Source organism: Erysipelatoclostridium sp. MSK.7.34 (assembly GCF_019041935.1).
In the GTDB taxonomy this organism is placed as follows: Bacteria; Bacillota_I; Bacilli_A; order Erysipelotrichales; family Coprobacillaceae; genus Thomasclavelia; species Thomasclavelia ramosa.
The window spans coordinates 1-22,219 of sequence record NZ_JAHPYJ010000022.1 but is presented as its reverse complement, the minus strand read 5'-3'; the positions used below and the strand labels follow the sequence as shown (position 1 = coordinate 22,219).

Here is a 22,219-nt window from a genome sequence, read left to right as displayed (position 1 = left end):
AAATTATCAGGAAATGAGTCAATGTAAATAATAAAACTAATTATTTATGCTTTATTTCTTTGCATCTATTATCAAATACTTCATATTATAATATGGGTTGCTTTTTTAATTTTATTTGTATATAATAGCAACTGTTATTAAGGAGACAGAAATACAAAATAGCGCCAGGACTAAGTAATTAGTTGACGAGGGCTAGACTTATCGAAATATTCGGCGGATGGTCTAGAGGTATGATACTACCTAAACAATGAACAAAAATAATGAGTAATCATTAAACAAATTCATTCGGTATCCTCCATTGATAACATAATAACAATTGAATAATCAAAACTATGGAGGAATTTTTATGTGTGGAATTACTGCGTTTTCCGGTAAAGAAGAAGCTTTACCATTCTTACTTCAAGGACTTTCTAAATTAGAGTATCGTGGCTATGATTCAGCTGGTGTAACCCTTGTAGATAAAGATAAACTTTTCACGATTAAAACGAAAGGAAGATTGCAAAATCTCATAGATCGACTAGATCAAGATACTCCAATTGGCTGTGTCGGAATTGGTCACACTCGCTGGGCAACTCATGGAGTCCCATCTAACCTTAATTCTCATCCCCATACCAATAATAAAAACACTATTTCACTAGTGCATAATGGAATCATTGAAAATTATCGAGAATTAAAGGAACAACTAGTAGCTAAGGGGTATAAATTCCATAGCGAAACAGATAGTGAAGTTGTCGTCCATCTACTAGATTCTTACTATGATGGTGATATGCTGAAAGCATTAAAAAAGGTCATTACTCACATTGATGGAAGTTACGCTTTATGCATTGTTTCTACTTTAGAGCCGGATGTAGTTTATGTAACTAAAAAAGACAGTCCATTAGTATTAGGGACAAGTGACTGTGCAAGTTTTGGGGCAAGTGATATTCCTGCTTTATTAGACTACACCAAAGATGTCTATTTTATTGATGATTTTGAAATTGCTAAATTATGTAAAAATAAAATAACTTTCTATGACGCTGAAGGCAACGAAATTCAAAAGGAAATTACACATATCCCTTATGATAATGAAGCAGCTCAAAAAGGCGGTTACGATACTTTCATGTTAAAAGAAATTCACGAACAGCCATATGCTATTAGTGAAACTTTAAGAGGCCGAGTTGAAGGTAATGATCGAATTATTTTGCCTGAACTAGAAATATTGAAAGAACGTTTTACAACTTTTAATAAAGTATATTTTGTCGCTTGCGGAACTGCATATCATGCTTGCCTTTCAGGAGCCAATATTATGGAACGCTTAACTGGTATTCCTACTTTTACCCAAGCCGCTTCAGAATTTAGATATGGTGACCCTATCATTGATGAAAAAACTCTGTGTATTTTTGTCTCACAATCGGGTGAAACTGCAGATACCATGGCTGCTTTACGTTTAGCAAAAAATAAAGGTTGTACTACGATTGCCGTAGCTAATGTTCTTGGCTCAACTATCTCGCGTGAAGCTGAAGCAACAATTTATACTTGTGCAGGACCAGAAATTGCTGTAGCAAGTACTAAAGCCTATACTACGCAAGTTATTGTCTTATTATTATTAGCAATGTATGTTGCACAGACCCTAGGAAAAGAAAATGATATCTATAAAGACATTATTAACGGAATTGCTAAATTGCCTAAACAAATCGAAAATATTTTAAAAGATGAACCACTATTTGAAAAATATGCGAACTATTTAAAAAATCAAAAAGATGCCTACTATATTGGGCGAAGTTTAGATTATGCTTCCGTCCTAGAGGGTGCTTTAAAACTAAAAGAAGTATCATATATCCATGCTGATGCTTATATTGCTGGTGAATTAAAGCATGGTCCAATTGCTTTGATTGAAGAAGGCAGTGTAGTAATTGCAGTTGCTACACAACCACATATAGCTTCAAAAACAATTAGCAATATTCAAGAAACAATTGCTCGAGGAGCAAAAGTCATTTTATTTACATTAACCGGTGAAGATGTTGGAAATGTTGATGAAACTTATTACATGCCCGATGTAAATCCAATTTTACAAGCAGTATTAGTTGCAATCCCACTGCAGTTAATCAGTTATTATGCCGCTAAACTTAAAGGTTGTGATGTTGATAAACCTCGTAATTTAGCTAAATCAGTAACAGTTGAATAAATATATAAGAGCGTTGTTATCACGCTCTTTTTGTTTTCCAAGACATAAGCCACTAACAATCTATTCCCCTTGCATATCTTATAGTATGGAAGGAGATGAAACCCATGAATTCATGTAATCGAGATTTTTGTATCGATGACTGCTGCATGGACAATTGCTGTATTGAAGGTTGTTGCGTTGATGAACGTTGTGCCTTAGCGGCTGTTTTACAATCAGTTGCAATGCAAGAAGGTGCCTTAGCTGCAATTTTATGTGCTGAAAGTGAAAAAATTAAAAAAGCAGTATGTTTAGCTAAATGTATCGATGAATTAATTGCAATCAATGAATCAGCAGCACAGACAATTGGTACTGTAAAGGAACTAGAAAACGCATTAAAAGAAAAAGCCTGTTGTGCTATTGAAGCATTACAAGACCTACGCAATAATGATTCTTGTAAATAAAAACTAGTCTCTGGAATCTTCCAGAGACTTTATAAATTTAATAAATTAGTAGCAATCGTAAAATAGATCAACAATGACAAAGCATCAACGATCGTAGTGATAAACGGGCTAGCCATCACAGCGGGATCAAAGCCTAATTTATCAGCTAAAATTGGTAAAGTGCAGCCAACGATTTTAGCAATGATTACAGTAACTATCAAAGTTAGACAAACTACAGCAGCTATCATGATTGAAACATGATCAATAATCATCATTTTAATAAAATTACATGCTGCTAAAGTAACCCCAACTAAAATTGCAACTCTAAATTCTTTAAAAACAATTTTGACGATATCACTATGTTTGATTTCATCTAGTGACAAAGCCCGAATAATTGAGACAGAAGCTTGCGAACCTGAATTACCACCAGTATCCATTAACATTGGAATAAAAGCCGTTAAAATCACAGAGCCCGCTAAAGCATGCTCAAATCCTTGAATGATTTTTCCAGTAATAGAAGCTGAAATCATTAATAACAAAAGCCACGGTATTCTTTTTTTAAATGTTTCAAACGGGCCATTTTTAATATAAGGCTTGTCTGACGGTACCATTGCGGCCATTTTTTCGATATCTTCAGTTGTTTCTTCCTGCATGATATCAACAATATCATCAACTGTAATGATTCCAACTAAACGATTTTCATTATCAACCACAGGCATTGAAGTTAAGTCATATTTTTGAAAATCATGTGCTACATCCTCTTGATCCTCCATCGTATGAACTGTAATAAGATTATCGTTCATAATCTCCTCAATCAAAGCACTTTGTGATGATAAAACTAACTTTCTCAAAGTAACAATTCCCAAAAGATGACGAAAATTATCGATTACATAACAAGTATTGATTGTTTCTTTATCTACTCCAATACGTCTAATTCGTGCAATCGCTTCCTTAACTGTCATATCTGCACGTAAATCAACAAAATCGATATTCATATTACTACCTGCAGAATCTTCAGGATAGCGTAATAAATGATTTATATCACGACGAGTCTCAGGATTGGAAGCAGCAATAATTCGCTTCACAACATTAGCGGGTAACTCTTCAAGAAGTTCCATTACGTCATCTGAATAAAGATCATTAATAATATTCTCTAACTCTTTATTGGTTAACGAATCTATTAACGCATGTTCTCTGTCGCTTGACATATATGCAAAAATATCTGCAGCATCATCTTTTGGCAATAATCTAAATATACGTATCATATTTTCATCAGAAAAACCTTCGAGCATTTCGGCAACATCCACATCGTTCATTTCTTTTAAGATTTCTTTAATTTCCTTATATTTCCTTATTTCTAATAATTTTTCAATTAATTTAATTTGTTCCATTCGACTTTCCCCGTTTTTCATATCATTATTAATTATACCAAAGAGTATATGCTGATGAAAGACAAAAGGAAGATACCCACATCTTCCTTCGGTTTCTATTAAAATAATTTTTGTGGATAAACACCGACAGCTGTTAATTTTTGAATACTTTCAATAACTGTTTGTTTATCTTCTTTATATGTAACTCCAAACCAATTATCTAACGATTTTAACACAGTCACTTCAACCTGATTTTCTTTTAATAGTGAACCTATAATAGTTGGTAATAGATACTCATCTTTAAAATTATCATTCTCTAATTGAGATAAAAACAATTTGAACTTAGAATCTAAAATATCAAATATTTCTGGTTGTAGAGCCCACATATTCATTGATACCGGTACCTCGAGATCAAGTTCAATAATTTGATTTTCTTTTTTAACAAATGCACAATTATCACCTTTTTCAATATTATGTGTCTCAACAATATCACAAAGATGATTGTTTTGATCAACCGTGCACACCCCACGTGTTACACCACCATTATCACTCAAAGTATTTTTAAGTACAAAACTAACCATCGCAATCTGTTGTTTAGCCGTATTATCATGATTTTCATTTAAGTATTTATAAGCTTCTTCGTATGCCTGTTTACCATAATAGTCATCAGCATTAATAACTAAAAATGGTTCATTAATTACATCCTTGCAACATAAAATTGCCTGCCCTGTTCCCCATGGTTTTGTTCTTTGTTTAAATGTTTCTTGGTATTCGTCAGGAATATTATCTAGTTCTTGAAAAACATATTCAACATCAATAATTTGTTTGATTCGTGATCCAATCACAGCATCAAATTCTGCTTCTAAATCCTTACGAATAACGAAAACTACTTTATTAAAACCTGCCTTTTTAGCATCATAAATGGAATAATCCATGATTATTTCACCATTTGGTCCTACTGGTGCCAATTGTTTAATGCCACCTCCAAAACGACTACCAATTCCGGCCGCCATAATAACCAATGTAATATTCTTCATAAAGTCCCTCATTTCTAAATATTCTTCATTAATTATACACTATCTTTAACTATTTTAATAGTTATTGTAATAAGCAAATCGCAGCAAACAAATTAAAGTAGTATTAGTATCAATATTTTGTTAGAATGAATATCATGGAGGGGGATTATGCAGACTTATCTATTATCAAGAAAATATTTTAAATTAGCATTTATTATTTATGCTTTTATCAATACACTTGCCCTAGGTTACCTAGGTTTCAATCTTAATATTTTGTTATTTATCATGATTGGATGGGGAGGACTTATCATTGGATGGGACTTTTATCAAAAACAAATTAATTACCATGATATTAAATTTATTTTAATTATTACCTATGGCCTAATTTTGTTCCTTGCAACAGCGATCAATCCATATAGTAATTTAAAATCATATTTAATTGCACTTTTACAGCTAATGATCTTTTTTTTAATCTACGGGAATCAAAAAAGTTTTTCATCAAACAATATCTACGATGAATTAAAAAGTATTATTCCTCTGACCAACCTATTAACCGGTCTAGCTGGAATCTGTTCTTTAATAATGTATTTATTTAAATTCTCGAAAATTCAAAATGGATGGCCAATCGGATTAGTAGGAAATCGATTATTTGGTGTATATTTTAATTGTAATCCTGCAGCCTTTTTGAGTGCAATTACTATTTTATTAGCACTTTATGCATTAAAAAACGAATATACACATCCACGATTATATAAACTAAATATCATTGTCCAACTATTATATATTATTTTGACTCAATGCCGAGCAGCTCTAGTTATTTTGGCTGTCATTTTGACTGGTTTAATATATACTTATTTTTTTAAAGATTGTTATTATTCAAAGTTAAAGAAATATCTATTTTCTTTAGGTCTTTCTATCATTATTTTCATTACTAGTATCATCACCGCTAACGGTCTATCATATTTAAGTGGTAATCATCACGAAACAAGCAGCCGTTTTCAAATTAATAAAGTAATTGAATCAATTGAATTGTTTTTTCAAGGAGATTTTCAGCCAAGTTTAGATCAAATTAATCAGATCAGCAGTGGACGTATTGAATTATTTAATACTTCAATTGAAATTTGGCAAACCAACCCTATTTTAGGAATTGGTGCCGGTAATTTTCAAACTATTGGTAGGCACCTGACCAACAGTAATGTTGTCAAACAAATCCAGGTTGTTCATAGTCATAATGTCTTTTTGGAAACTCTTGTAACAACTGGAATCGCTGGAGCGAGTCTATTTATAATATTTTTTATTGCTTCATTTAAATCTATTCTAAAATTATTTAAAGTAAAACAGCAAAGTTCCAATTATCTAAAGATAATGATTTTTACATTAATTGTTGTTAGTGAATTTATTGGCGGAATGTTTGACTATGGCGTTTTTTATGTTTATTCTTTATCAGCAACTCTTTGTTGGTTATTTCTTGGTTATCTACATGATTATCATTAAAAAAGCTTATTCAAAATAAGGGTGAACCCTCTCTTAAAAGCTGAGTTGAATTCAATTCAGCTTTTTTGTAAAGAAAAAAGACGCCAAAGCGTCCAATTATTTTCTTAAACCTAAACTTTCACATAAAGAAGAATATCTTTCAATATCTTTATTTTTTAAATATTTTAATAAATCTCTTCTTCTACCAACTTTTTTTAATAATCCTCTATTTGAATGATTATCTTTTGGATGTTGTTTGAAATGTCCATTTAATTTGTTGATATCTGCTGTTAATACTGCGATTTGTACTTCTGGAGATCCTGTATCTCCTTCTTTAGTAGCATATTTTTGCATAATAGCTGTTTTTTCTGCTTTAGTTAACATTCTAATTATCCTCCTGTTGTTTAACTTAGCTAACTCCAAGCTATACGTCGAGTACTCGTATATCCTAGACGTTGCCGCGAATAATATTCTATCAAATATCTTCTTAAAGTCAAGTTAAATCACTAAATATTTAAATAAACTTATTTCTTTTTATAATTCCCCGATTGATAACTGCTAAGATTGTAAACTCTTTATCTATGACAACAATATCACCCTGATAACCAATTTCTATCTTCCCCTGCTTTAATCCATATAATTTAGCTGGATTAACTGCCGCCATTAGTACGGCATCATCGATTGAACAGTCACAATAACGCATCATATTAGCACAAGCTTCATTTAACCCTAATGTGCTTCCTGCAATTCTACCAGTTTCTTTGACTGTAGCATGTCCCCCGACAATTACAATATCTTTACCAGAAAAATGATATTGCCCATCTGGCAATCCCTTACAGGGATTAGCATCAGTAATCAAAATAATTCGCTCTTTTCCAATTGCTTTGTATGTCGCACGAATAACATCTTCATCAATATGAAAGCCATCCACGATAAGCTCACACATTAAATCTGATAAAATTGCACCAGTTACAACTCCAGGGTCACGGTGCAAATGCTGTGACATTGCGTTATAAAGATGAGTAATTCCTTTTGCACCGTATGCTTGTGCCTTTTTTACCTCTTTAGCACTTGCACTTGAATGCCCCACATTCATCACATAGCCATGGTTACTTGCATAATTGATTAATTCTAAAGCATTAGGCAGCTCGGGGGCAATTGTCATTGCATTCACTTTTCTGCAAGTTGAAATATACTGATTAAATTCATCAAAATTTACTAAACGTAAATGTTCTTCTTTCATTACACCTTTATTCTTAATATTTAAATACGGTCCTTCAAGATGAACACCAATTAAATTATCTGGGGTATTTCCTTCATACATTTGTAAAAGATTCAATGTGTCGTGATGGCTTTCACAAACAATACTAGCGTTAAAACCAGTAACTCCCTCATCTAATAAGCTATCACTGATTATTTCTAACTCCTGCTTTGATGAATACTTATTAAAATCATATCCCATCGCCCCATGTGTATGGGTATCCAAAAGACCAGGAATAATATAATTATTTTGAACATCAATAACACTATCAGCTTCTAATCCTTCATAATCTTTATAAATACCTGTAATCTTTCCACCTTCAATCATCACCGCACCGTTATTAAGCCGTTTAATTCCATCAAGAATCACAATTCCATTTTTAATTAATGTTTTCATATCATGTCCCCTTTTTCCGTATAAATACATATGTTTCCACATCTGATAATGCTTCACAATATTGATAACCTAAATAATTAAATTGTTTTACTGCCTCAAATGAATCAATTCGATTTTCAATTAAATAACGAACCATTTGTCCTCTTGCCATCTTTACATAAACACCTATTTCCCTATACCCTTCATCACTCTCCTCTTTAAAGTGGCATTTAACATATTTTATGCTAGATGTTAAATATTTTTTTATGATTTTAGTATATTGTTTTGCCCCAAGATCTAGTATTTGATTATCATCTTTTGTCAATTCATCATAAATTCGACTGTTCCAAAACTCATATAAACTTTTAAATTTTTCTGTCTTTACTTTATTATTTAATTCTAAACGATATGGCACAACACCATCGAACGGTCTTAAAATACCATAAAATCCAGATAAGATGCGTAAATGTTGTTTTGTATATTCATAATCATCATCAGTTAAAACATGAGCTGCCGTATTAGTATATTGAATTCCTTCATAAGCTAGCAGTGCTGGAACTGTGTCCTTTTTTAGATCCATCATCTGATAATTCAAGTATGCAATTTGAGCAATTTGATCATTGCAACCTAACATCTTTTTTACTTCATCGACTTTTAGTGTCTTAAGAATTCCTAGCAGTTCCTCCGTTTGTGGCAAAAAAACAGGTAAACTTTCTACGTCTATATAATCAATATTATCGTTCATCCGTTTAGCTGGAGTAATTACAATTTTCATTTAATTTCCTTATTATAACTATCTTTAAGATAGTAGCGTCTTTTTCCCTTTGTCTTATTTTTATACTCAATTGCAGCTTTTGGACAAATACTGATACATGCCATACACTGTGTACAATGTTTATCCCAAATAGGTCTAGAATCAACTAGACTAATGTTCTTTAATGGACAAGCATGGATACATTGACCACAACCAATACAAGTATCTTCAACATGAAATCCTTTAGCCCTAACAAACATTGGATAAAAAAGCCTATTGACTATGCCACTATTAAATCGTCCTATAAACGTAGGTTTAGTTTCTAAAAAATATTTTCCTGCTTTGATTTCAGCTGCTAGTAAAAGTGCAGTTTCTACACCATGTGAAATAATCACTTCTGGATTTTCTGGTGCCTTAAACATAGTAATAAAATTTTCTGGCATAACAATCTCTCCGACTCCCATTAAAATCATATTTTTTTCATTACATAAACGGTTAATATATTTAGCAGCATTTCCAATATCTCCACCACATGTCATTATAAAATAAATTTTAGTTCCCGAAACAAAATAAAATGATTAGTCCGAATAAATTGCTCCACTACCCGAGGAATACGCCACGCATATGTAGGGCAAACAATAATATACTGCTGCTCTAATGAAACAATTAAATTATTTTTTAAACATTCATTGATAGAAACTAATTTATCTTCAATCACTGAATTAATTACCTCTGCAATATATCGGCTATTTCCAGTCCCGCTAAAATACAAAATCATTAAGCAATCTTCCTTTCATAAATATTTTCATATCTTCCCGAGCACGTTTTTCCACAATCAATTATTTTAAATCCAAATTTTTCATATAAACCAAATTCACTACTATGTATATATATTTTTTTAAAACCCATTTTTCTTGCACATACAATAATTTCTTTAATCATCACTTCACTTAAACGTTGACCACGGTAATTCGGATTCACATAGATATAGCCAATAAAAGGCTGATAGCCACTATTATCTATACTATCACTTTCAACAAAAGTCGAAAAACCAACAATTTTATTATCATACCAAATCCCAACTACACACTGCCATTTAGTAAAATACCCTGTCTTCATTTTATTAGCCAAAGATTTACCAGCACGCCAAGAACAATTTTGAACATAGTCAATCATTGTATCCCAATATTCATCCGTACTTTTTAAAAATTTAATTTCTATCATTAAATCCCTCCCATCAAAAAAAGAAGATCTTATCAATCCTCTTTATTATAACATCATATAGATTGCTTGGGAAACACCGTCTTCTTCACATGCTCCAACTACCTGATAAGCCATTGCTTTAATTGTCTCATTAGCATTACCTGGCGCAAAAGAATACTTAAACCGCTCAAATAATGTAATATCATTGAGACCGTCACCTAAAACCATTACTTCATCTTTTGAATAACCTAATTCTTCAATAACATTTTCCAAAATCAATCCTTTTTGAGCTGCCTTATCGGTAACTTCAATATTATCATCAAATGATGATAAATAAGCTATCCCCTCAATTTCCTGAAGTTTTTCTTTAGCTTTTTCAATTAATGATACATCATTATTAAATGCTTCAACCTTAATAATATCAATTGAAGAATTAATAAAATCATCTAAGTCACCTATTTTTTTTAACTTCATACACGCCATATCTTGATTACAGCCATCATCTAAGTAGTCCTCTCGTTTGCGCTTGAACTGAACAACACAGCGATCAATAAAAGCATCACGAACAACATTTGGCTCAGCTGTTGAATAAAAACCATTCGCAGTAAAAATCATATAATGAATCTTTAGTTCATCAAATATTTGTAAAACTTGTTTAAAACATTTTTTAGGAAAATATGCACTTGATAAAATTTCTCCATTTTCATTACAAAATTGTGCTCCATTTCCTAAAATGCTAAAACATTTTAAATCATGTGCCTCTAATATCCCCTTAAGGCTTGAATAATCACGCCCGGTAGCAATTGCAAATTGCACTCCTTTACTTTGAGCATACCTAATTGCTTCAATATTTCCCTTTGAAATTGATGAATCATGCGCCAATAGTGTTCCATCCATATCTGATACAATTAATTTTATCATTTTTCATACCTCATACCTTTAATAAAGTTTATAGTTCTATTGTATCTAATCTTTTGAAACATTAAAGATATTTTCTCAATTAGAAATCTTTATCTAAAAAACCGTTAAAATTATCTTAACGGTCATGTTTTAATTTCTATTTTAAAGTATTAAAAACAATTCGGTTACGACCTTCTTTTTTCCCTCGATAAAGATTATCATCAATTAAATTGATCAATTCATCAAGATCATTGTATTCATTAGAATCCGCTAAGCCAAATGTCATTGTAATCTTAACTTTGTCATCTTTCCAATAAATACTCTCTTGATAAATCTGTTCTTGTAAGATTTCTAAATGCTTAAAAGCCTGATACCGATCCATATCTTCATAGATCAAGACAAATTCTTCACCACCCCATCTAAATACAAATCCCAGGTGTTCCATATGGGTCGAAATAACTTTAGCAAGTTGACGTAAAGTTTCATCACCTGCTTGATGACCATATGTATCATTAACATATTTAAAAAAATCAACATCTCCCATTGCCACTGCAAAAGAAGTGTTCTTTTGTTTTACACGCTGAATTAAACTCGCTAAAACCACATCACAACTATGGCGATTATGTAATCCCGTTAACGGATCTTTTCCAACTAAATCACTAAGAGACTCTTTCATCATAACCGCAAAACGCCCCATATCACCAATTTCATCATGACGCTGTAATACGTATGGATCTATTTCAGTCGTCAAATCTCCATTTGCTACTGCTCCTAAAAAATGTTTTGTTGTATTTAAAGCAAAAATCGTTTTTTTACTATAATAATAAGATACAATAATTGCAATTATCATAATTGTAACGATTGAAAGAGAAACAAGATAAATATTATGCATAATATGATTCATAACATCAGCACGTGGACGCCCCATAAAAAGCATTCCAACGACGTGCTGATCAGTATTTTTTACGGGCATGTAAAAACCAAAATAACTACTATCATTAATTACAACAGAATCTGAAAAAAATTCTTTATCATTATTTAAAACTGTTTCGATAACTTCATCTGGTGCAATCGTATCAACAACTCTTTTGCCATCTTCTTGACGAATTGTTGTTAGTATGCGTTTATCTTGATAAAACAAAGTTGCATCGACCCCGGTATTATTTTTAATTAAATCCACCAAATTAAAATCATTTTGAATATCTTCTGTTCCCTTATATAAATGGTTATTATTTAAGTAATAATCACCTGGATATTGCATGTCAAAGTCTTGATATGATACTCTAGCCAAATCTTCAAGATTATTAGCAACTTCGCCCTTTAAGGCAGTATAAATTAAACTTGAGGTTATAAAGATTACAAACATTCCTAAAATCAGTATCGGTATTACAGCTAACGACATTACATTTATCGCAAATTTTCTCTTTTTTCGTTTCATTTTTTTATCCCTATAAATGATTATTTCTGTTTGGTTTGTTGGTATCTTTAATAATTGTATCACACAAGCCATATTAGGTAAAATCAAAAATAAAAGCATGGTTTCAACCATGCTTAGCTATAACCTTAATTTAATATATTTTATCTGCAATCGCAATCACTAAAAAAATATTTTATTTCCATAAATAATCTAGATATATTTGATTTTCTAACTGCCAGGATGCTTCATTATGCTGACCTTTTTCCACAACATTTATATAACTAGATGCATTACTTTCAATCAGTCTATCATTAAAATATAAGATATTATTCAACATCCATTGAATCCCATTTTTCCCTTTGACCTCATCAGTTCCAAAACTAAAGTATACCCGCGTATCTTCCATGATTTTAGCTTGAGTATATTCATTTTTCAATTCTTCCATACACATTGAAATCGATGGCGATATACAAGCTGCTTTTGAAAAATACTTATTGTAATAAATAACAGTATAAAACGCCATTAATCCCCCCATTGAACTTCCAGCAATGCCTGTGCATTCACGAAACGGATAAGTGCGATACTTTTGATCGACGAGAATCTTTAATTCGTTAACAACCCAATCCATCAATATCTTTCCTTGTCCATTGAGATGACCAAAATATTTACTTTCTATTTGATAGGGACAATATTCACTTAAGCGTTTTTGTCCTTCATGATTACATTCAATTCCTACAATAATCAACTTTTTATCATAGGTATCAAGAAATTCCTTTAGTCCCCACGATTTTCCATAAGTAGCATCATGGTCATAAAATAAATTATGTCCATCAAACATATACATCACTGGATATTGTTCATCACTATCATAATAATCTTCTGGTAAATATACATGGATTGTTCGCTCTAATCCAAGTGGTGTGATTACTATATCAAACTTTTCAACCATAATGTTTCCTCACGCAATAGCTTTAATAACCAAAAATTGCTACTGCTGCTTTCATTTTTTCAATAATCTTAACATTGAATGGGCAATTTTTTATACATACCCCACATTCAATACATTCACTTGCATGATGAGCTAAAACTTCATAATGTTCTCTAACTGTTTCTGGTACTTCCCCTTGAGCAACACATAAATCTGCAAATTTATTTACATCAGCTATATTAATGCATTTGACACATGGAGCACAATGTCCGCAATATACACAATTTCCTTCAAATGAATGTTTTGGTATATTAGCTAAAACATTAGCAAAATCTTTTTCTACCATACTTGCATCTTCATAAGCTAATGCCTCCATCATCTCTTTAATACTATGACTTCCTGCCATGATCGAAGCTACTCCCGGTCGCGTTAAACAATAATGAATACACTGTAACGGTGTCATTTTAACCTTAAACGGCGATAACTTTTCATCTAATAAATCTCCCCCTCCAAATGCTTTCATCACAGTTAATGCAACTCCTTTAGTTTGGCACAATTCATACAATTCTTGACGGACTGGATCAATATTAAAAAGCGGTTCCGCATACCTTTCATCATCCCACAAATCATCAACATTTTCAGATGGAGGCAACATATCATAACAAGGATTAATTGAAAACAGTATTACATCAACTAATCCTGTCTTAACAGCTTCAATTGCAATAAGTGGATTATGAGAACTAATTCCAATATGTTTAATAATTCCACGTTTTTTTAAATCCTTTACATACTCAATTACTTCACCATTAAAAACTTCTTCGAAATCTTTTTTAGCATCAATGTAATGGATCATTCCAATATCAATATAGTCAGTCTGCAGTCTTGCCAGCAAATCTTCAAACCCAGCTTTTACTTCATCCATTTTACGAGTTCTCAAATACTGTTCATTTTTCCAAAAAGTACATATATGCCCTTCAATAATCCACTTTTCACGGTTACCAGCTATCGCTTTACCAAAAGCACTCCGCCCATGTGGGTTTGATGAAAAAAAATCTATAAAATTTATTCCCATTTTTGAAGCCTGAGCAACAAATTTCTTAACTTGATCAGTATCCATTTTCATAAATCCTTCACAGCCTAAACCTATTTCACTAACTTTTAAACCTGTTCTTCCTAATTCCCGATATTTCACTTTTACCACCTCAAAATACATTGTACTACCTAAAGTGAACTTTAGGTCAACCATTATTTATGATAAAAGGATATATTTCTGTAAACTATCGTCTACAGAAAAGACATAAAATATAAAGGAATGCTATCAATATATTATTTTTGTACGAAAAAAATGTATTAGACACGGAAATAATTTTTTACAGAAGAACACTATTAAAAGCGATAGTTCAATTTATTATTAAAAACAAATATCATTTACATATAGAAAAAGTCATGAATGTTTATTCATGACTTATCATTTTCGTATTTTTAATAAGAGATTAATACACCCTTAATTATTAGGTAATTTCATCGAGCTCTGTAAATCATTATACCATAAACTATCATTGAACCAAATGTAATAATTAGAAAAAGCGGTGTAAACCATTTTGGCAAATTAATCAGCAAAGTCGTATACAGTGTTAAAAACATAAATATTGTGGTGATACATAATTTCAGGGTTACTATCATTCCTTTTATTAATTGATAAACATGTTTTTGATTTTCCTTAGTAATAGCTACACCAGTATTCCACGTTTTAGGAAAATGTTCTATTACTGATAATCCCGCAAACATTATGATTCCAACAAAATAAACTATCCATAGCCCTGACTTACTTGTCCATCGATTGATTACTCCAGCACTATCATAATGTCCTGGAATTTGATCCGAGATCATCGTCCAATTAGTTACCAAAAAGACTAGTGTTCCTGTCAATATTATTATACAAAGAAGATTTACTATTTTATGATATCTAGTTGAAGGCACTTTAATTTCATCCATTTTAATCACCTCTTACAAACAATATTATACTCCCTTGAAATATCACTTTCATCATTAATGATAAGTCATCATCTTATTTTAAAGAATACTGAAATACTGCAGTGCTTTTAAAATTCCATCTTCGTCTACATCAGCAGTCACATAATCAGCAATTTCTTTAACTTTATCATTACCATTTTCCATTGCCACTGATAATGCCACATGTTGTAACATCTCAATGTCATTCCCACCATCACCAAAAGCCATTGTTTCATTACGATCAATATGGTAAAAATCTAAAAACTTATCAATTCCATTTTGTTTTGTTCCTCCTTTGGGAGAAACATCACAAAAAAGTGGATGCCATCGCGCAGAAATACAATTAGGCATAATCTGCATTAATTTTTGTTCTTCCTGCTCATCAATAAAGCACATACATTGATAAATTTTTTTATTAACTACATCACTACAATCACCAGCTGGATGATCATCATTCAAAGTAATGCGATGAATTTCATCAACTCGAGCATCACGAAGATTAAAATATTTATTATGTTCTTCCGTGAACCCACATGGAAAAGGATGGTCTTCTAAATAATTCAAAAGTTTCTGTAAATCATCTCGTTTAATTGTATTTTCATATATTATTTGATTATCAACATAACAATACTGACCATTTAAGGTTATATAGCCATCAAACTCAATCTCATCTAAAATATCTAAACCATCCTTTCCCCGTCCTGTAGCAACAAAAATTTTGATTCCCTTTTCTTTTAGCTTCTTTAACGACTCGATAGTTGAGGCAGGTATTTGATGATTTTTAAAACTCACTAGTGTTCCATCAATATCAAAAAATATCGCTTTTATCATTTCTGTTTCTCCTTTTACTAATTAATATGAGTATATCATTTGTAATTATAATATAAATACTATTTTTATTAACTGAAGTCTAAAACAAAGGAGTTAACTCCTTTGTTTACTACTGCTCAAAAATTCTTTTATAGCAGTGGATGCTGCCACGGCATTTGATAATAACGAAGGATGCTTACCCGTTGGAAAGATAATCATTTTAACAGGTGGATGCTCGTATATAATTTTTTCATATTCTTCTATGATATCACTGTGTAACATCGCATCCTTCCCACTAGTAATTAACAACAATAGTACCTTTAAAGTATTTAAAGGTACTTCTACGGTAAACCTAAATCAATTCGTCTTAACAGTGCCTCAGTATCTTGATTCACTAAAGTCTCCCAATTATCACTTTGACACCATTGATAAAATTGTCTTGCTGCAAGATTGTTTATTGCCATGACTCACTCCTCGATTAATGCTTTGGCAAATCCCCGACGAAGAGTTCGCCCATCAAAACTATCTGCCACTACACAAGTGATTAAATCTGAGCGTCTTAATGCAGCATTAACTGCACCCCAAACACCTCCACTTGTTTCGATTAAAGTAACATCTTTAATATTTAAGGATTCTAATAAAGCGATTACCTGATCAGCTTCTTGTCACCATAAGTCAGTAGGAAACCTCGCTATTCACTGTAATTTACCATGTCCTAAAAAATCAATTAAAATAAGTTTATACTCATCTTGATATAGTGATAAAATTTATTCAAACATTCCAGCTGATGCTGTATTTCCATGCAAAAACAATAGCGGTTACTCTTCCCCTAACATCTGACAATAAACATTTTTTTCTTGTATTTAAAATATATCATATTCTGCCTCCTGAATTTTTTATCGAGCAAGGCTATAAACAGTAAAGCCCTGCATGCTACTGTTTAATCCAGATCCCCATTCCCATCGCTCCTTTTTGAACAAATTTTATATACATTTATCATATCATCTTATTTTATCTTCCACAAACGAAACACCTGTTCAACAGTAGCTATTAAATTATTTTTAGCATTACTGCTCTCCATTGCTTCCTCTAAAGTTGTAACACCACGAACAATCGGAAAATAAGCATCGATACCTTGGTGATTACATTCATTAGCATCCGCTGTCACACTTCCAGCAAAAGCAATTACTGGCTTATGATACTTCTTCGCTAATTTAGCAACCCCTATTGGAGCTTTACCCATAGCTGTTTGAAAATCAAGACGCCCTTCACCAGTAATAACAATATCAGTATCCTTTATATATTCTTCTAATCGTGTTTCTTCTAAAACAATTTTAATACCTGATTCTAATTGTGCATTTAAAAATGTCAAAAATGCAAAGCCTAGACCACCGGCAGCTCCAGTACCGGGTAGTTCCGGATCAGCGTTAGGATATTTTAATTTCGCTAATTTAGCATAATCATTAAGCCCCTTATCCATTTTTTTTATCATTTCAGCAGTCGCCCCTTTTTGCGGTCCATAAACAGCACTACTCCCTAGTTTACCACATAGCGGATTATTAACATCACAAGCAATTTTAAAAGTACACTCGTTCAACGAAGAAACAACCCCACTGTCATCGATTTCAACTAATTGTTCCAGTCCTTGTGCTCCATATGTTACTTGATTTCCATATTTATCTAAAAAACGGTAACCTAGTGCCTGTAACATTCCTATTCCTCCATCATTTGTGGCACTACCGCCAATCCCTATAATAAAATGCCGACATCCCATTGTAATTGCATCAGCAATAATTTCACCAACACCGTAAGTTGTTGTCAGTAAGGGATTTCTCTGATCTGGAGCTACCAAAGTAATTCCTGCAGCACTCGCCATTTCAATAACTGCCGTCTTCGTTTCTGTAATAATTCCATATTGACAAACTACTCTAGTGCCTAATGGCCCCGTAACTTCAAGAGAACGCATATTTCCATCCATACCCTCGGTTAATGCCTCAACCGTTCCTTCTCCACCATCAGCTAGTGGGCTTACTATTACTTTTGCATCATCATATACATGCTCTATTCCTGCTTTGATTGCTTCTCCAGCTTCAATTGAAGATAAACTTCCTTTTAACGAATCGATCGCAATAACTATTTTCATTATTTTATCCCCCTTGTTTTTCTTAGTTATAATATAACAAATTATTTTTATAAATAATATGTTATAATTAACATGTTATTTAAATAAAATGCATATTTATTTAGTACTTATACCAAAGGAGGATTATATGTATATTAATAACCAATTAGCTACTCAAATCGTTGAAACAGTTAAAGATATTTGTGACCACGATATTAATTTTATTGATTGTCAAGGAATTATCTATGCCAGTACAGATATAAAAAGAATTGGTTCCTTCCATGAAGCTGGTCTTTTAGCCATCAAGGAGAAAAGAATTATCGAAGTGTATGATGATACTAGTTTTAATGGTAGTCTTCAGGGAGTTAATTTACCAGTCTATTACCACGATCAAATTATTGCTGTTATTGGAATCAGTGGTAAAAAAAATATGCCTATTTAGCACAAAAAATCACAAATCTATTAATTCGAGAAAAAGAGCTGAATGAATTTAATCGTAGCCAGGCTGAAAAAATGCATTATCTGTTACAATCATTACTAGACCAAGAAAACCTTGACTCCCAATATTTTTCAGATATGTTAAAATATTTTCAGTTAGATTTAAAAAACAATTATCGTCTTTTGATTATTTTAGCAAAACGGCTCGTAAATGAGCAGTCTATTATCCAAGAACTTCATAGCTTAGCCATTCCGGTATATCACTATCAGTACCCCAATCGTTTTCTAGCAATAATAGATGCTGATTACTTTAATAGATGTGAATATAAGCTCAAAAAACTTGCCGGTAATCAGGTTTCAATAGCTGTTGGTAAACAAATTCCTTTAATAAAACTTAGTGAATCTTATCATTCTGCCTTAATTGCTCTAAGAAATATTCAAGACCATCAATATATTAACTATGATGTGTTAACACTTGAAATTATTCTTCAATCAATATCCATTTATGACAAAAAAGACTATCTAAATAAAACAATTGCAATGTTATCATTAGAAGATTTAAATTTATTACACATATATTTTGAAGAGGATATGTCCTTATTAAATACTGCTAATCGTCTTTTTATCCATAAAAATACATTACAGTATAAATTAGATCGTATCCATAAATTATGTGGTTATAATCCACGAAAATTTCGTGATGCTAATATTTTATATTTAGCTTTAAAATTAAAATAACAAAAATTAGTATATTACTATTTTTTATTCTTCATGATATTGCCAATTCCAGTCACCATGATAAATCATCCGTTTGTTCATTCCGCCATCAATCGTAATCGTTTCTCCGGTAATAAAATCTTGCCCACATAAAAATAAAACCATTTTAGAAATATCCTTTGGTGTTCCTACTTTCCCAGCCGGTAGAGAAGCCTTATCAAGTTCACCAAAATTTTCTATTTCATCAACATTGATCCATCCGGGAGCAATACAATTAACTAATACGTTAGGACCCAGTGATATCGCTAATGCATGTGTTAAAGCTACGATTCCACCTTTTGCACTGGCATATGCCTCACTATCGGGCTCTGACTGAAACGCTCGTGAAGAAGCAATATTAATAATCTTTCCTTTATTTTTAATTAATTCTTCTTTACACAATCGACTTAATTCATAAGGGGCTTTTAAACCTATTGAAAGTACATAATCAAAAGTATTATAATCAATATCCGATAATATTCCCCTCATCCCTTTACAGGCATTATTAACTAATACATCAATTCGTCCTAACCTTTTTTTAGCAAAATCAACATAATTTTTCAATGTATCTGGATTTGCTACATCACCGTAATAATAGTATAAATCATGATATTCACTTTCAAAGCGTTTTGATGCCTCTTCATTAATATCTATGAAACATACTTTATCCCCTTGCCTTAAAAAATCCAAACAAATTTGTTTTCCAATCCCATGAGCGCCACCCGTAATTAAAATACCACGTTGCATCATCAATTCCTCCTTTATTATCGTTTTTACTTTCCTAAATACTTCTAGTTCCTAGAATTCAACATCCATAGCTTGCTATTTTCCACTCACCATGCATGTTAACTTCCAAAATTAAAAAAAATTTATCACAAATACTGTTAATCTCTAAATTTTCGATACCAATTGTCTCGTCAACCTTGATTTTACCATAAACAATAATTTTCCCACCATCAAAATTTTAATTTTGCTCATTTGTTTCATCAAAAGATAATTCCAATAAGGTGCAATTTGCAAATTCCATTTCAATTTCATCCATAGCTGCATTGATTTCAATTTGATTATATCGTGTTTCTGTTTTAATTTCTCGACTCACAGCTGTTTTACATCCACATAAAATAATACTAATTAAAATTTTTTTCATATAACCCTCGATTTAAATTATCAACTTTTTCTAATTATAGCAATTATTTTTCATCTTGGATTAAGTAACTGTACAATCTTCATACTTATTATAAAAAAAGAATTATGATATCTTAATAAAGATATCAATAATTCTTTCTATTATACTTCAATAAAAACAGTGTTATCCATAATTAATCGACTTGCTTTAACTCTATTTAAATCACGTTTCAAACTTTCAATATCAATTTGATTTAAAACATCTTCTTTAGACACTTGATTATGTGCGGCAATTGCTTCTACTTGTTGATTTGCTTCTTCATCACTAGTCTCTAAATTTTCAATCGCCACAATTTCATCAATAATGGCTTCAAAAGTTGCTTGTTGTTTAGCTGAAGGTGCTAATTGTTGTAATAATGTCTCTTGATTCATTCCCATCATTTGTAAATATTGTTCTAATTGCATTCCTTGACTAGCAAGTTCCATACTGATATGTTGAAGTTGTTGTTGCAGCGCTTTTTCAATATCACTTTCCTCTACTTCTACTTCACAGTCATCAATTAATTTTCCTAATGCTGCATTTTCTTTAGCAGCCATAAATGCCTGTTCATGTTGGGCTTCTAAAGATGCTTTTATATTATCGCGTAATTGATCAATCGTTTCGATTCCAGGTGCATTTAGTGATGCTACAAACGCATCATTTAACTCAGCTTCTTTTTTCTCTTCAATTTTATGAACAGTTACCTTAAAAACAACATCTGCTCCAGCAAGATCTGCAGCTCCATAATTTTCTGGAAAAGTTAAATTTAATTCTCTTGTTTCACCTTTTTTCATCCCAATCATTTGTTCTTCAAATCCAGGAATAAATTGACCAGACCCGATTTCTAGTTGAAAACCTTCAGCTTTTCCACCATCAAAAGCAACTTCATCTTTAAAACCTTCAAAATCAATAGTTGTTACATCGCCATTAGTAACATCACCATCTTTTTCGATTAGACTTGTACTTTGAGCAACTAAACGTTGAATCTCATTATCTACCTCTGTATCAGCAACAGGTTGTTTTGTTACTTCTGCCTCGATTCCTTTATAATTGCCTAACTTAATTACTTTACTCATATATTTCCTCCTATTCGCAATATTAAGATTCTAACATAAATATCAAAGTAACTTAAGTATTAATTAGATTTTATTTTATATTATTAAAATAAAATTTATTTTTCTATATAAACAGTGTTGATCTAGCATTTTAAAGGTATAACAAAATTTTGTAGGGTTTTTCATTTTCTTGCTTTAACATAAGTAGGTTTTTTCAACATTAAAAGGGTTCCTTGTTATAATTATTTTGTCTAGATATAAGTATAACCAGAGAAGCCCTTATGAAAAATTTTATCATTAATTTATTAGATTTAAAACAAGAAGAGGTAGAAAACATTGAGACAGTAAGAAACTCAACCACAAATATTGTTATATGTACATCTTAATGGATAACCTTGCAGATGTCCTCAATGTCTTAAACTAACTTCTAAAGTAAAAGAATATAAAAAAAGAAAATATGTTTATCAAATCATAAATGCTACTGATACATATATTAATTACGAATTAAGAAGAATGATATGTCCTTACTGAAGGAAAACATTTAATGAACCAAATTCTTTTGATAAGAGTTATAGTTCTA

The 22,219-nt window shown here is 31.6% G+C and carries 25 protein-coding genes and 1 pseudogene; 6 read left to right on the top strand and 20 right to left on the bottom strand.

The genetic code is table 11. From position 1 onward, the window contains the following. Positions 1-346: 346 nt before the first annotated feature. Positions 347-2,164, top strand: coding sequence for a glutamine--fructose-6-phosphate transaminase (isomerizing) (gene glmS, locus KTF99_RS13125; protein ID WP_029481334.1), 1,818 nt, complete (start codon positions 347-349; stop codon positions 2,162-2,164). A 104-nt stretch (positions 2,165-2,268) separates the two neighbouring features. Then, on the top strand, positions 2,269-2,604 hold the full coding sequence (locus KTF99_RS13120) for a hypothetical protein (protein ID WP_008792989.1): 336 nt from the start codon (positions 2,269-2,271) through the stop codon (positions 2,602-2,604). A gap of 29 nt (positions 2,605-2,633) precedes the next feature. On the opposite strand, the gene mgtE is transcribed toward KTF99_RS13120, so the two are convergent. Beyond that, a complete protein-coding gene (mgtE, locus tag KTF99_RS13115) occupies positions 2,634-3,974 on the bottom strand; it encodes a magnesium transporter (RefSeq protein WP_009009358.1) in 1,341 nt (446 codons plus the stop codon). A 98-nt stretch (positions 3,975-4,072) separates the two neighbouring features. Beyond that, positions 4,073-4,990: a nucleotidyltransferase family protein gene (locus KTF99_RS13110; RefSeq protein WP_003537899.1), complete on the bottom strand. Its 918-nt coding sequence runs from the start codon at positions 4,988-4,990 to the stop codon at positions 4,073-4,075. Between the two features lie 147 nt (positions 4,991-5,137). On the opposite strand from KTF99_RS13110, the gene KTF99_RS13105 reads away from it, so the two are divergent. Next, positions 5,138-6,463 carry an O-antigen ligase family protein gene (locus KTF99_RS13105; protein ID WP_008792987.1) on the top strand — a complete coding sequence of 442 codons (1,326 nt, stop codon included), beginning with the start codon at positions 5,138-5,140 and terminating at the stop codon, positions 6,461-6,463. A gap of 96 nt (positions 6,464-6,559) precedes the next feature. On the opposite strand, the gene rpsO is transcribed toward KTF99_RS13105, so the two are convergent. From rpsO to KTF99_RS13040, 15 genes are all read right to left on the bottom strand, one after another. Then, positions 6,560-6,826 (bottom strand): 30S ribosomal protein S15, encoded by a 267-nt coding sequence (gene rpsO, locus KTF99_RS13100; RefSeq protein WP_008792986.1) that lies wholly within the window; start codon positions 6,824-6,826, stop codon positions 6,560-6,562. Between the two features lie 130 nt (positions 6,827-6,956). After that, positions 6,957-8,141 (bottom strand): N-acetylglucosamine-6-phosphate deacetylase, encoded by a 1,185-nt coding sequence (gene nagA / locus KTF99_RS13095; RefSeq protein WP_009009356.1) that lies wholly within the window; start codon positions 8,139-8,141, stop codon positions 6,957-6,959. Then, complete coding sequence (gene yaaA, locus KTF99_RS13090; protein WP_003537895.1) at positions 8,101-8,853, bottom strand: peroxide stress protein YaaA; 753 nt, start codon at positions 8,851-8,853, stop codon at positions 8,101-8,103. The genes nagA and yaaA overlap by 41 nt, the downstream gene beginning before the upstream one ends. Further along, a complete protein-coding gene (locus KTF99_RS13085; RefSeq protein WP_009300797.1) occupies positions 8,850-9,371 on the bottom strand; it encodes an EFR1 family ferrodoxin in 522 nt (173 codons plus the stop codon). Before KTF99_RS13085 ends, yaaA begins: the two co-directional genes overlap by 4 nt. Then, a complete protein-coding gene (locus tag KTF99_RS17275; RefSeq protein WP_254210174.1) occupies positions 9,371-9,610 on the bottom strand; it encodes an EFR1 family ferrodoxin in 240 nt (79 codons plus the stop codon). The genes KTF99_RS13085 and KTF99_RS17275 overlap by 1 nt, the downstream gene beginning before the upstream one ends. Beyond that, a complete protein-coding gene (locus KTF99_RS13080; protein WP_009009355.1) occupies positions 9,610-10,056 on the bottom strand; it encodes a GNAT family N-acetyltransferase in 447 nt (148 codons plus the stop codon). Before KTF99_RS13080 ends, KTF99_RS17275 begins: the two co-directional genes overlap by 1 nt. A 45-nt stretch (positions 10,057-10,101) precedes the next feature. Next, complete coding sequence (locus tag KTF99_RS13075; protein WP_008792983.1) at positions 10,102-10,956, bottom strand: Cof-type HAD-IIB family hydrolase; 855 nt, start codon at positions 10,954-10,956, stop codon at positions 10,102-10,104. A 136-nt stretch (positions 10,957-11,092) separates the two neighbouring features. Then, complete coding sequence (locus KTF99_RS13070) at positions 11,093-12,373, bottom strand: sensor domain-containing diguanylate cyclase (RefSeq protein WP_227166737.1); 1,281 nt, start codon at positions 12,371-12,373, stop codon at positions 11,093-11,095. 172 nt (positions 12,374-12,545) lie between these two features. Then, complete coding sequence (locus KTF99_RS13065) at positions 12,546-13,301, bottom strand: alpha/beta hydrolase (protein WP_008792981.1); 756 nt, start codon at positions 13,299-13,301, stop codon at positions 12,546-12,548. Between the two features lie 22 nt (positions 13,302-13,323). Further along, the gene (locus KTF99_RS13060; protein WP_020994518.1) at positions 13,324-14,493 is read right to left on the bottom strand and encodes an aldo/keto reductase; all 1,170 of its coding nucleotides are present in this window, start codon (positions 14,491-14,493) and stop codon (positions 13,324-13,326) included. 308 nt (positions 14,494-14,801) lie between these two features. Further along, complete coding sequence (locus KTF99_RS13055; protein WP_029481338.1) at positions 14,802-15,275, bottom strand: DUF1648 domain-containing protein; 474 nt, start codon at positions 15,273-15,275, stop codon at positions 14,802-14,804. Positions 15,276-15,353: 78 nt separating this feature from the next. After that, positions 15,354-16,124, bottom strand: coding sequence for a Cof-type HAD-IIB family hydrolase (locus KTF99_RS13050; protein ID WP_008792978.1), 771 nt, complete (start codon positions 16,122-16,124; stop codon positions 15,354-15,356). A gap of 93 nt (positions 16,125-16,217) precedes the next feature. Continuing rightward, positions 16,218-16,385: a hypothetical protein gene (locus tag KTF99_RS13045; RefSeq protein ID WP_167309578.1), complete on the bottom strand. Its 168-nt coding sequence runs from the start codon at positions 16,383-16,385 to the stop codon at positions 16,218-16,220. 59 nt (positions 16,386-16,444) lie between these two features. Beyond that, a complete protein-coding gene (locus KTF99_RS17440; protein ID WP_008792977.1) occupies positions 16,445-16,567 on the bottom strand; it encodes a hypothetical protein in 123 nt (40 codons plus the stop codon). 542 nt (positions 16,568-17,109) lie between these two features. After that, positions 17,110-18,246: a glycerate kinase family protein gene (locus KTF99_RS13040; RefSeq protein ID WP_003537882.1), complete on the bottom strand. Its 1,137-nt coding sequence runs from the start codon at positions 18,244-18,246 to the stop codon at positions 17,110-17,112. A 127-nt stretch (positions 18,247-18,373) separates the two neighbouring features. Here KTF99_RS13040 and KTF99_RS17270 point away from each other — a divergent pair, with 127 nt between their 5' ends. Then, entirely contained in the window at positions 18,374-18,667 is a 294-nt protein-coding gene (locus KTF99_RS17270) for a sugar diacid recognition domain-containing protein (protein ID WP_254210172.1), read from the top strand. 134 nt (positions 18,668-18,801) lie between these two features. After that, on the top strand, positions 18,802-19,401 hold the full coding sequence (locus tag KTF99_RS17265) for a PucR family transcriptional regulator (RefSeq protein ID WP_254210170.1): 600 nt from the start codon (positions 18,802-18,804) through the stop codon (positions 19,399-19,401). A 24-nt stretch (positions 19,402-19,425) separates the two neighbouring features. Here the strand turns inward: KTF99_RS17265 and KTF99_RS13030 are convergent, their stop codons facing one another. The 3 genes from KTF99_RS13030 to tig form a co-directional block, all read right to left on the bottom strand. After that, positions 19,426-20,169 carry an SDR family oxidoreductase gene (locus KTF99_RS13030; RefSeq protein ID WP_009300801.1) on the bottom strand — a complete coding sequence of 248 codons (744 nt, stop codon included), beginning with the start codon at positions 20,167-20,169 and terminating at the stop codon, positions 19,426-19,428. A 214-nt stretch (positions 20,170-20,383) separates the two neighbouring features. Beyond that, positions 20,384-20,566 carry a hypothetical protein gene (locus KTF99_RS13025; RefSeq protein WP_009009349.1) on the bottom strand — a complete coding sequence of 61 codons (183 nt, stop codon included), beginning with the start codon at positions 20,564-20,566 and terminating at the stop codon, positions 20,384-20,386. 140 nt (positions 20,567-20,706) lie between these two features. After that, positions 20,707-21,660, bottom strand: coding sequence for a trigger factor (gene tig / locus KTF99_RS13020; RefSeq protein ID WP_029481344.1), 954 nt, complete (start codon positions 21,658-21,660; stop codon positions 20,707-20,709). Positions 21,661-22,044: 384 nt separating this feature from the next. On the opposite strand from tig, the pseudogene KTF99_RS17670 reads away from it, so the two are divergent. Further along, positions 22,045-22,170: pseudogene (locus tag KTF99_RS17670) on the top strand (hypothetical protein); the annotation flags it as partial. Between the last annotated feature and the right edge of the window lie 49 nt (positions 22,171-22,219).

Bases quoted from the DNA above. Each gene is read 5' to 3' on its own strand.
- yaaA (WP_003537895.1), bottom strand. From the start codon at position 8,853: ATGAAAATTGTAATTACTCCAGCTAAACGGATGAACGATAATATTGAT.
- KTF99_RS13025 (WP_009009349.1), bottom strand. From the start codon at position 20,566: ATGAAAAAAATTTTAATTAGTATTATTTTATGTGGATGTAAAACAGCT.
- KTF99_RS13075 (WP_008792983.1), bottom strand. From the start codon at position 10,956: ATGATAAAATTAATTGTATCAGATATGGATGGAACACTATTGGCGCAT.
- KTF99_RS13080 (WP_009009355.1), bottom strand. From the start codon at position 10,056: ATGATAGAAATTAAATTTTTAAAAAGTACGGATGAATATTGGGATACA.
- KTF99_RS13120 (WP_008792989.1), top strand. From the start codon at position 2,269: ATGAATTCATGTAATCGAGATTTTTGTATCGATGACTGCTGCATGGAC.
- tig (WP_029481344.1), bottom strand. From the start codon at position 21,660: ATGAGTAAAGTAATTAAGTTAGGCAATTATAAAGGAATCGAGGCAGAA.
- KTF99_RS17275 (WP_254210174.1), bottom strand. From the start codon at position 9,610: ATGATTTTGTATTTTAGCGGGACTGGAAATAGCCGATATATTGCAGAG.
- KTF99_RS13070 (WP_227166737.1), bottom strand. From the start codon at position 12,373: ATGAAACGAAAAAAGAGAAAATTTGCGATAAATGTAATGTCGTTAGCT.
- KTF99_RS13055 (WP_029481338.1), bottom strand. From the start codon at position 15,275: ATGGATGAAATTAAAGTGCCTTCAACTAGATATCATAAAATAGTAAAT.
- rpsO (WP_008792986.1), bottom strand. From the start codon at position 6,826: ATGTTAACTAAAGCAGAAAAAACAGCTATTATGCAAAAATATGCTACT.
- KTF99_RS13045 (WP_167309578.1), bottom strand. From the start codon at position 16,385: ATGTTACACAGTGATATCATAGAAGAATATGAAAAAATTATATACGAG.
- KTF99_RS17440 (WP_008792977.1), bottom strand. From the start codon at position 16,567: ATGGCAATAAACAATCTTGCAGCAAGACAATTTTATCAATGGTGTCAA.
- KTF99_RS13110 (WP_003537899.1), bottom strand. From the start codon at position 4,990: ATGAAGAATATTACATTGGTTATTATGGCGGCCGGAATTGGTAGTCGT.
- KTF99_RS13085 (WP_009300797.1), bottom strand. From the start codon at position 9,371: ATGACATGTGGTGGAGATATTGGAAATGCTGCTAAATATATTAACCGT.
- KTF99_RS13050 (WP_008792978.1), bottom strand. From the start codon at position 16,124: ATGATAAAAGCGATATTTTTTGATATTGATGGAACACTAGTGAGTTTT.
- KTF99_RS17265 (WP_254210170.1), top strand. From the start codon at position 18,802: ATGTTAAAATATTTTCAGTTAGATTTAAAAAACAATTATCGTCTTTTG.
- mgtE (WP_009009358.1), bottom strand. From the start codon at position 3,974: ATGGAACAAATTAAATTAATTGAAAAATTATTAGAAATAAGGAAATAT.
- KTF99_RS17270 (WP_254210172.1), top strand. From the start codon at position 18,374: ATGTATATTAATAACCAATTAGCTACTCAAATCGTTGAAACAGTTAAA.
- nagA (WP_009009356.1), bottom strand. From the start codon at position 8,141: ATGTGGAAACATATGTATTTATACGGAAAAAGGGGACATGATATGAAA.
- KTF99_RS13065 (WP_008792981.1), bottom strand. From the start codon at position 13,301: ATGGTTGAAAAGTTTGATATAGTAATCACACCACTTGGATTAGAGCGA.
- KTF99_RS13060 (WP_020994518.1), bottom strand. From the start codon at position 14,493: ATGTATTTTGAGGTGGTAAAAGTGAAATATCGGGAATTAGGAAGAACA.
- glmS (WP_029481334.1), top strand. From the start codon at position 347: ATGTGTGGAATTACTGCGTTTTCCGGTAAAGAAGAAGCTTTACCATTC.
- KTF99_RS13040 (WP_003537882.1), bottom strand. From the start codon at position 18,246: ATGAAAATAGTTATTGCGATCGATTCGTTAAAAGGAAGTTTATCTTCA.
- KTF99_RS13030 (WP_009300801.1), bottom strand. From the start codon at position 20,169: ATGATGCAACGTGGTATTTTAATTACGGGTGGCGCTCATGGGATTGGA.
- KTF99_RS13105 (WP_008792987.1), top strand. From the start codon at position 5,138: ATGCAGACTTATCTATTATCAAGAAAATATTTTAAATTAGCATTTATT.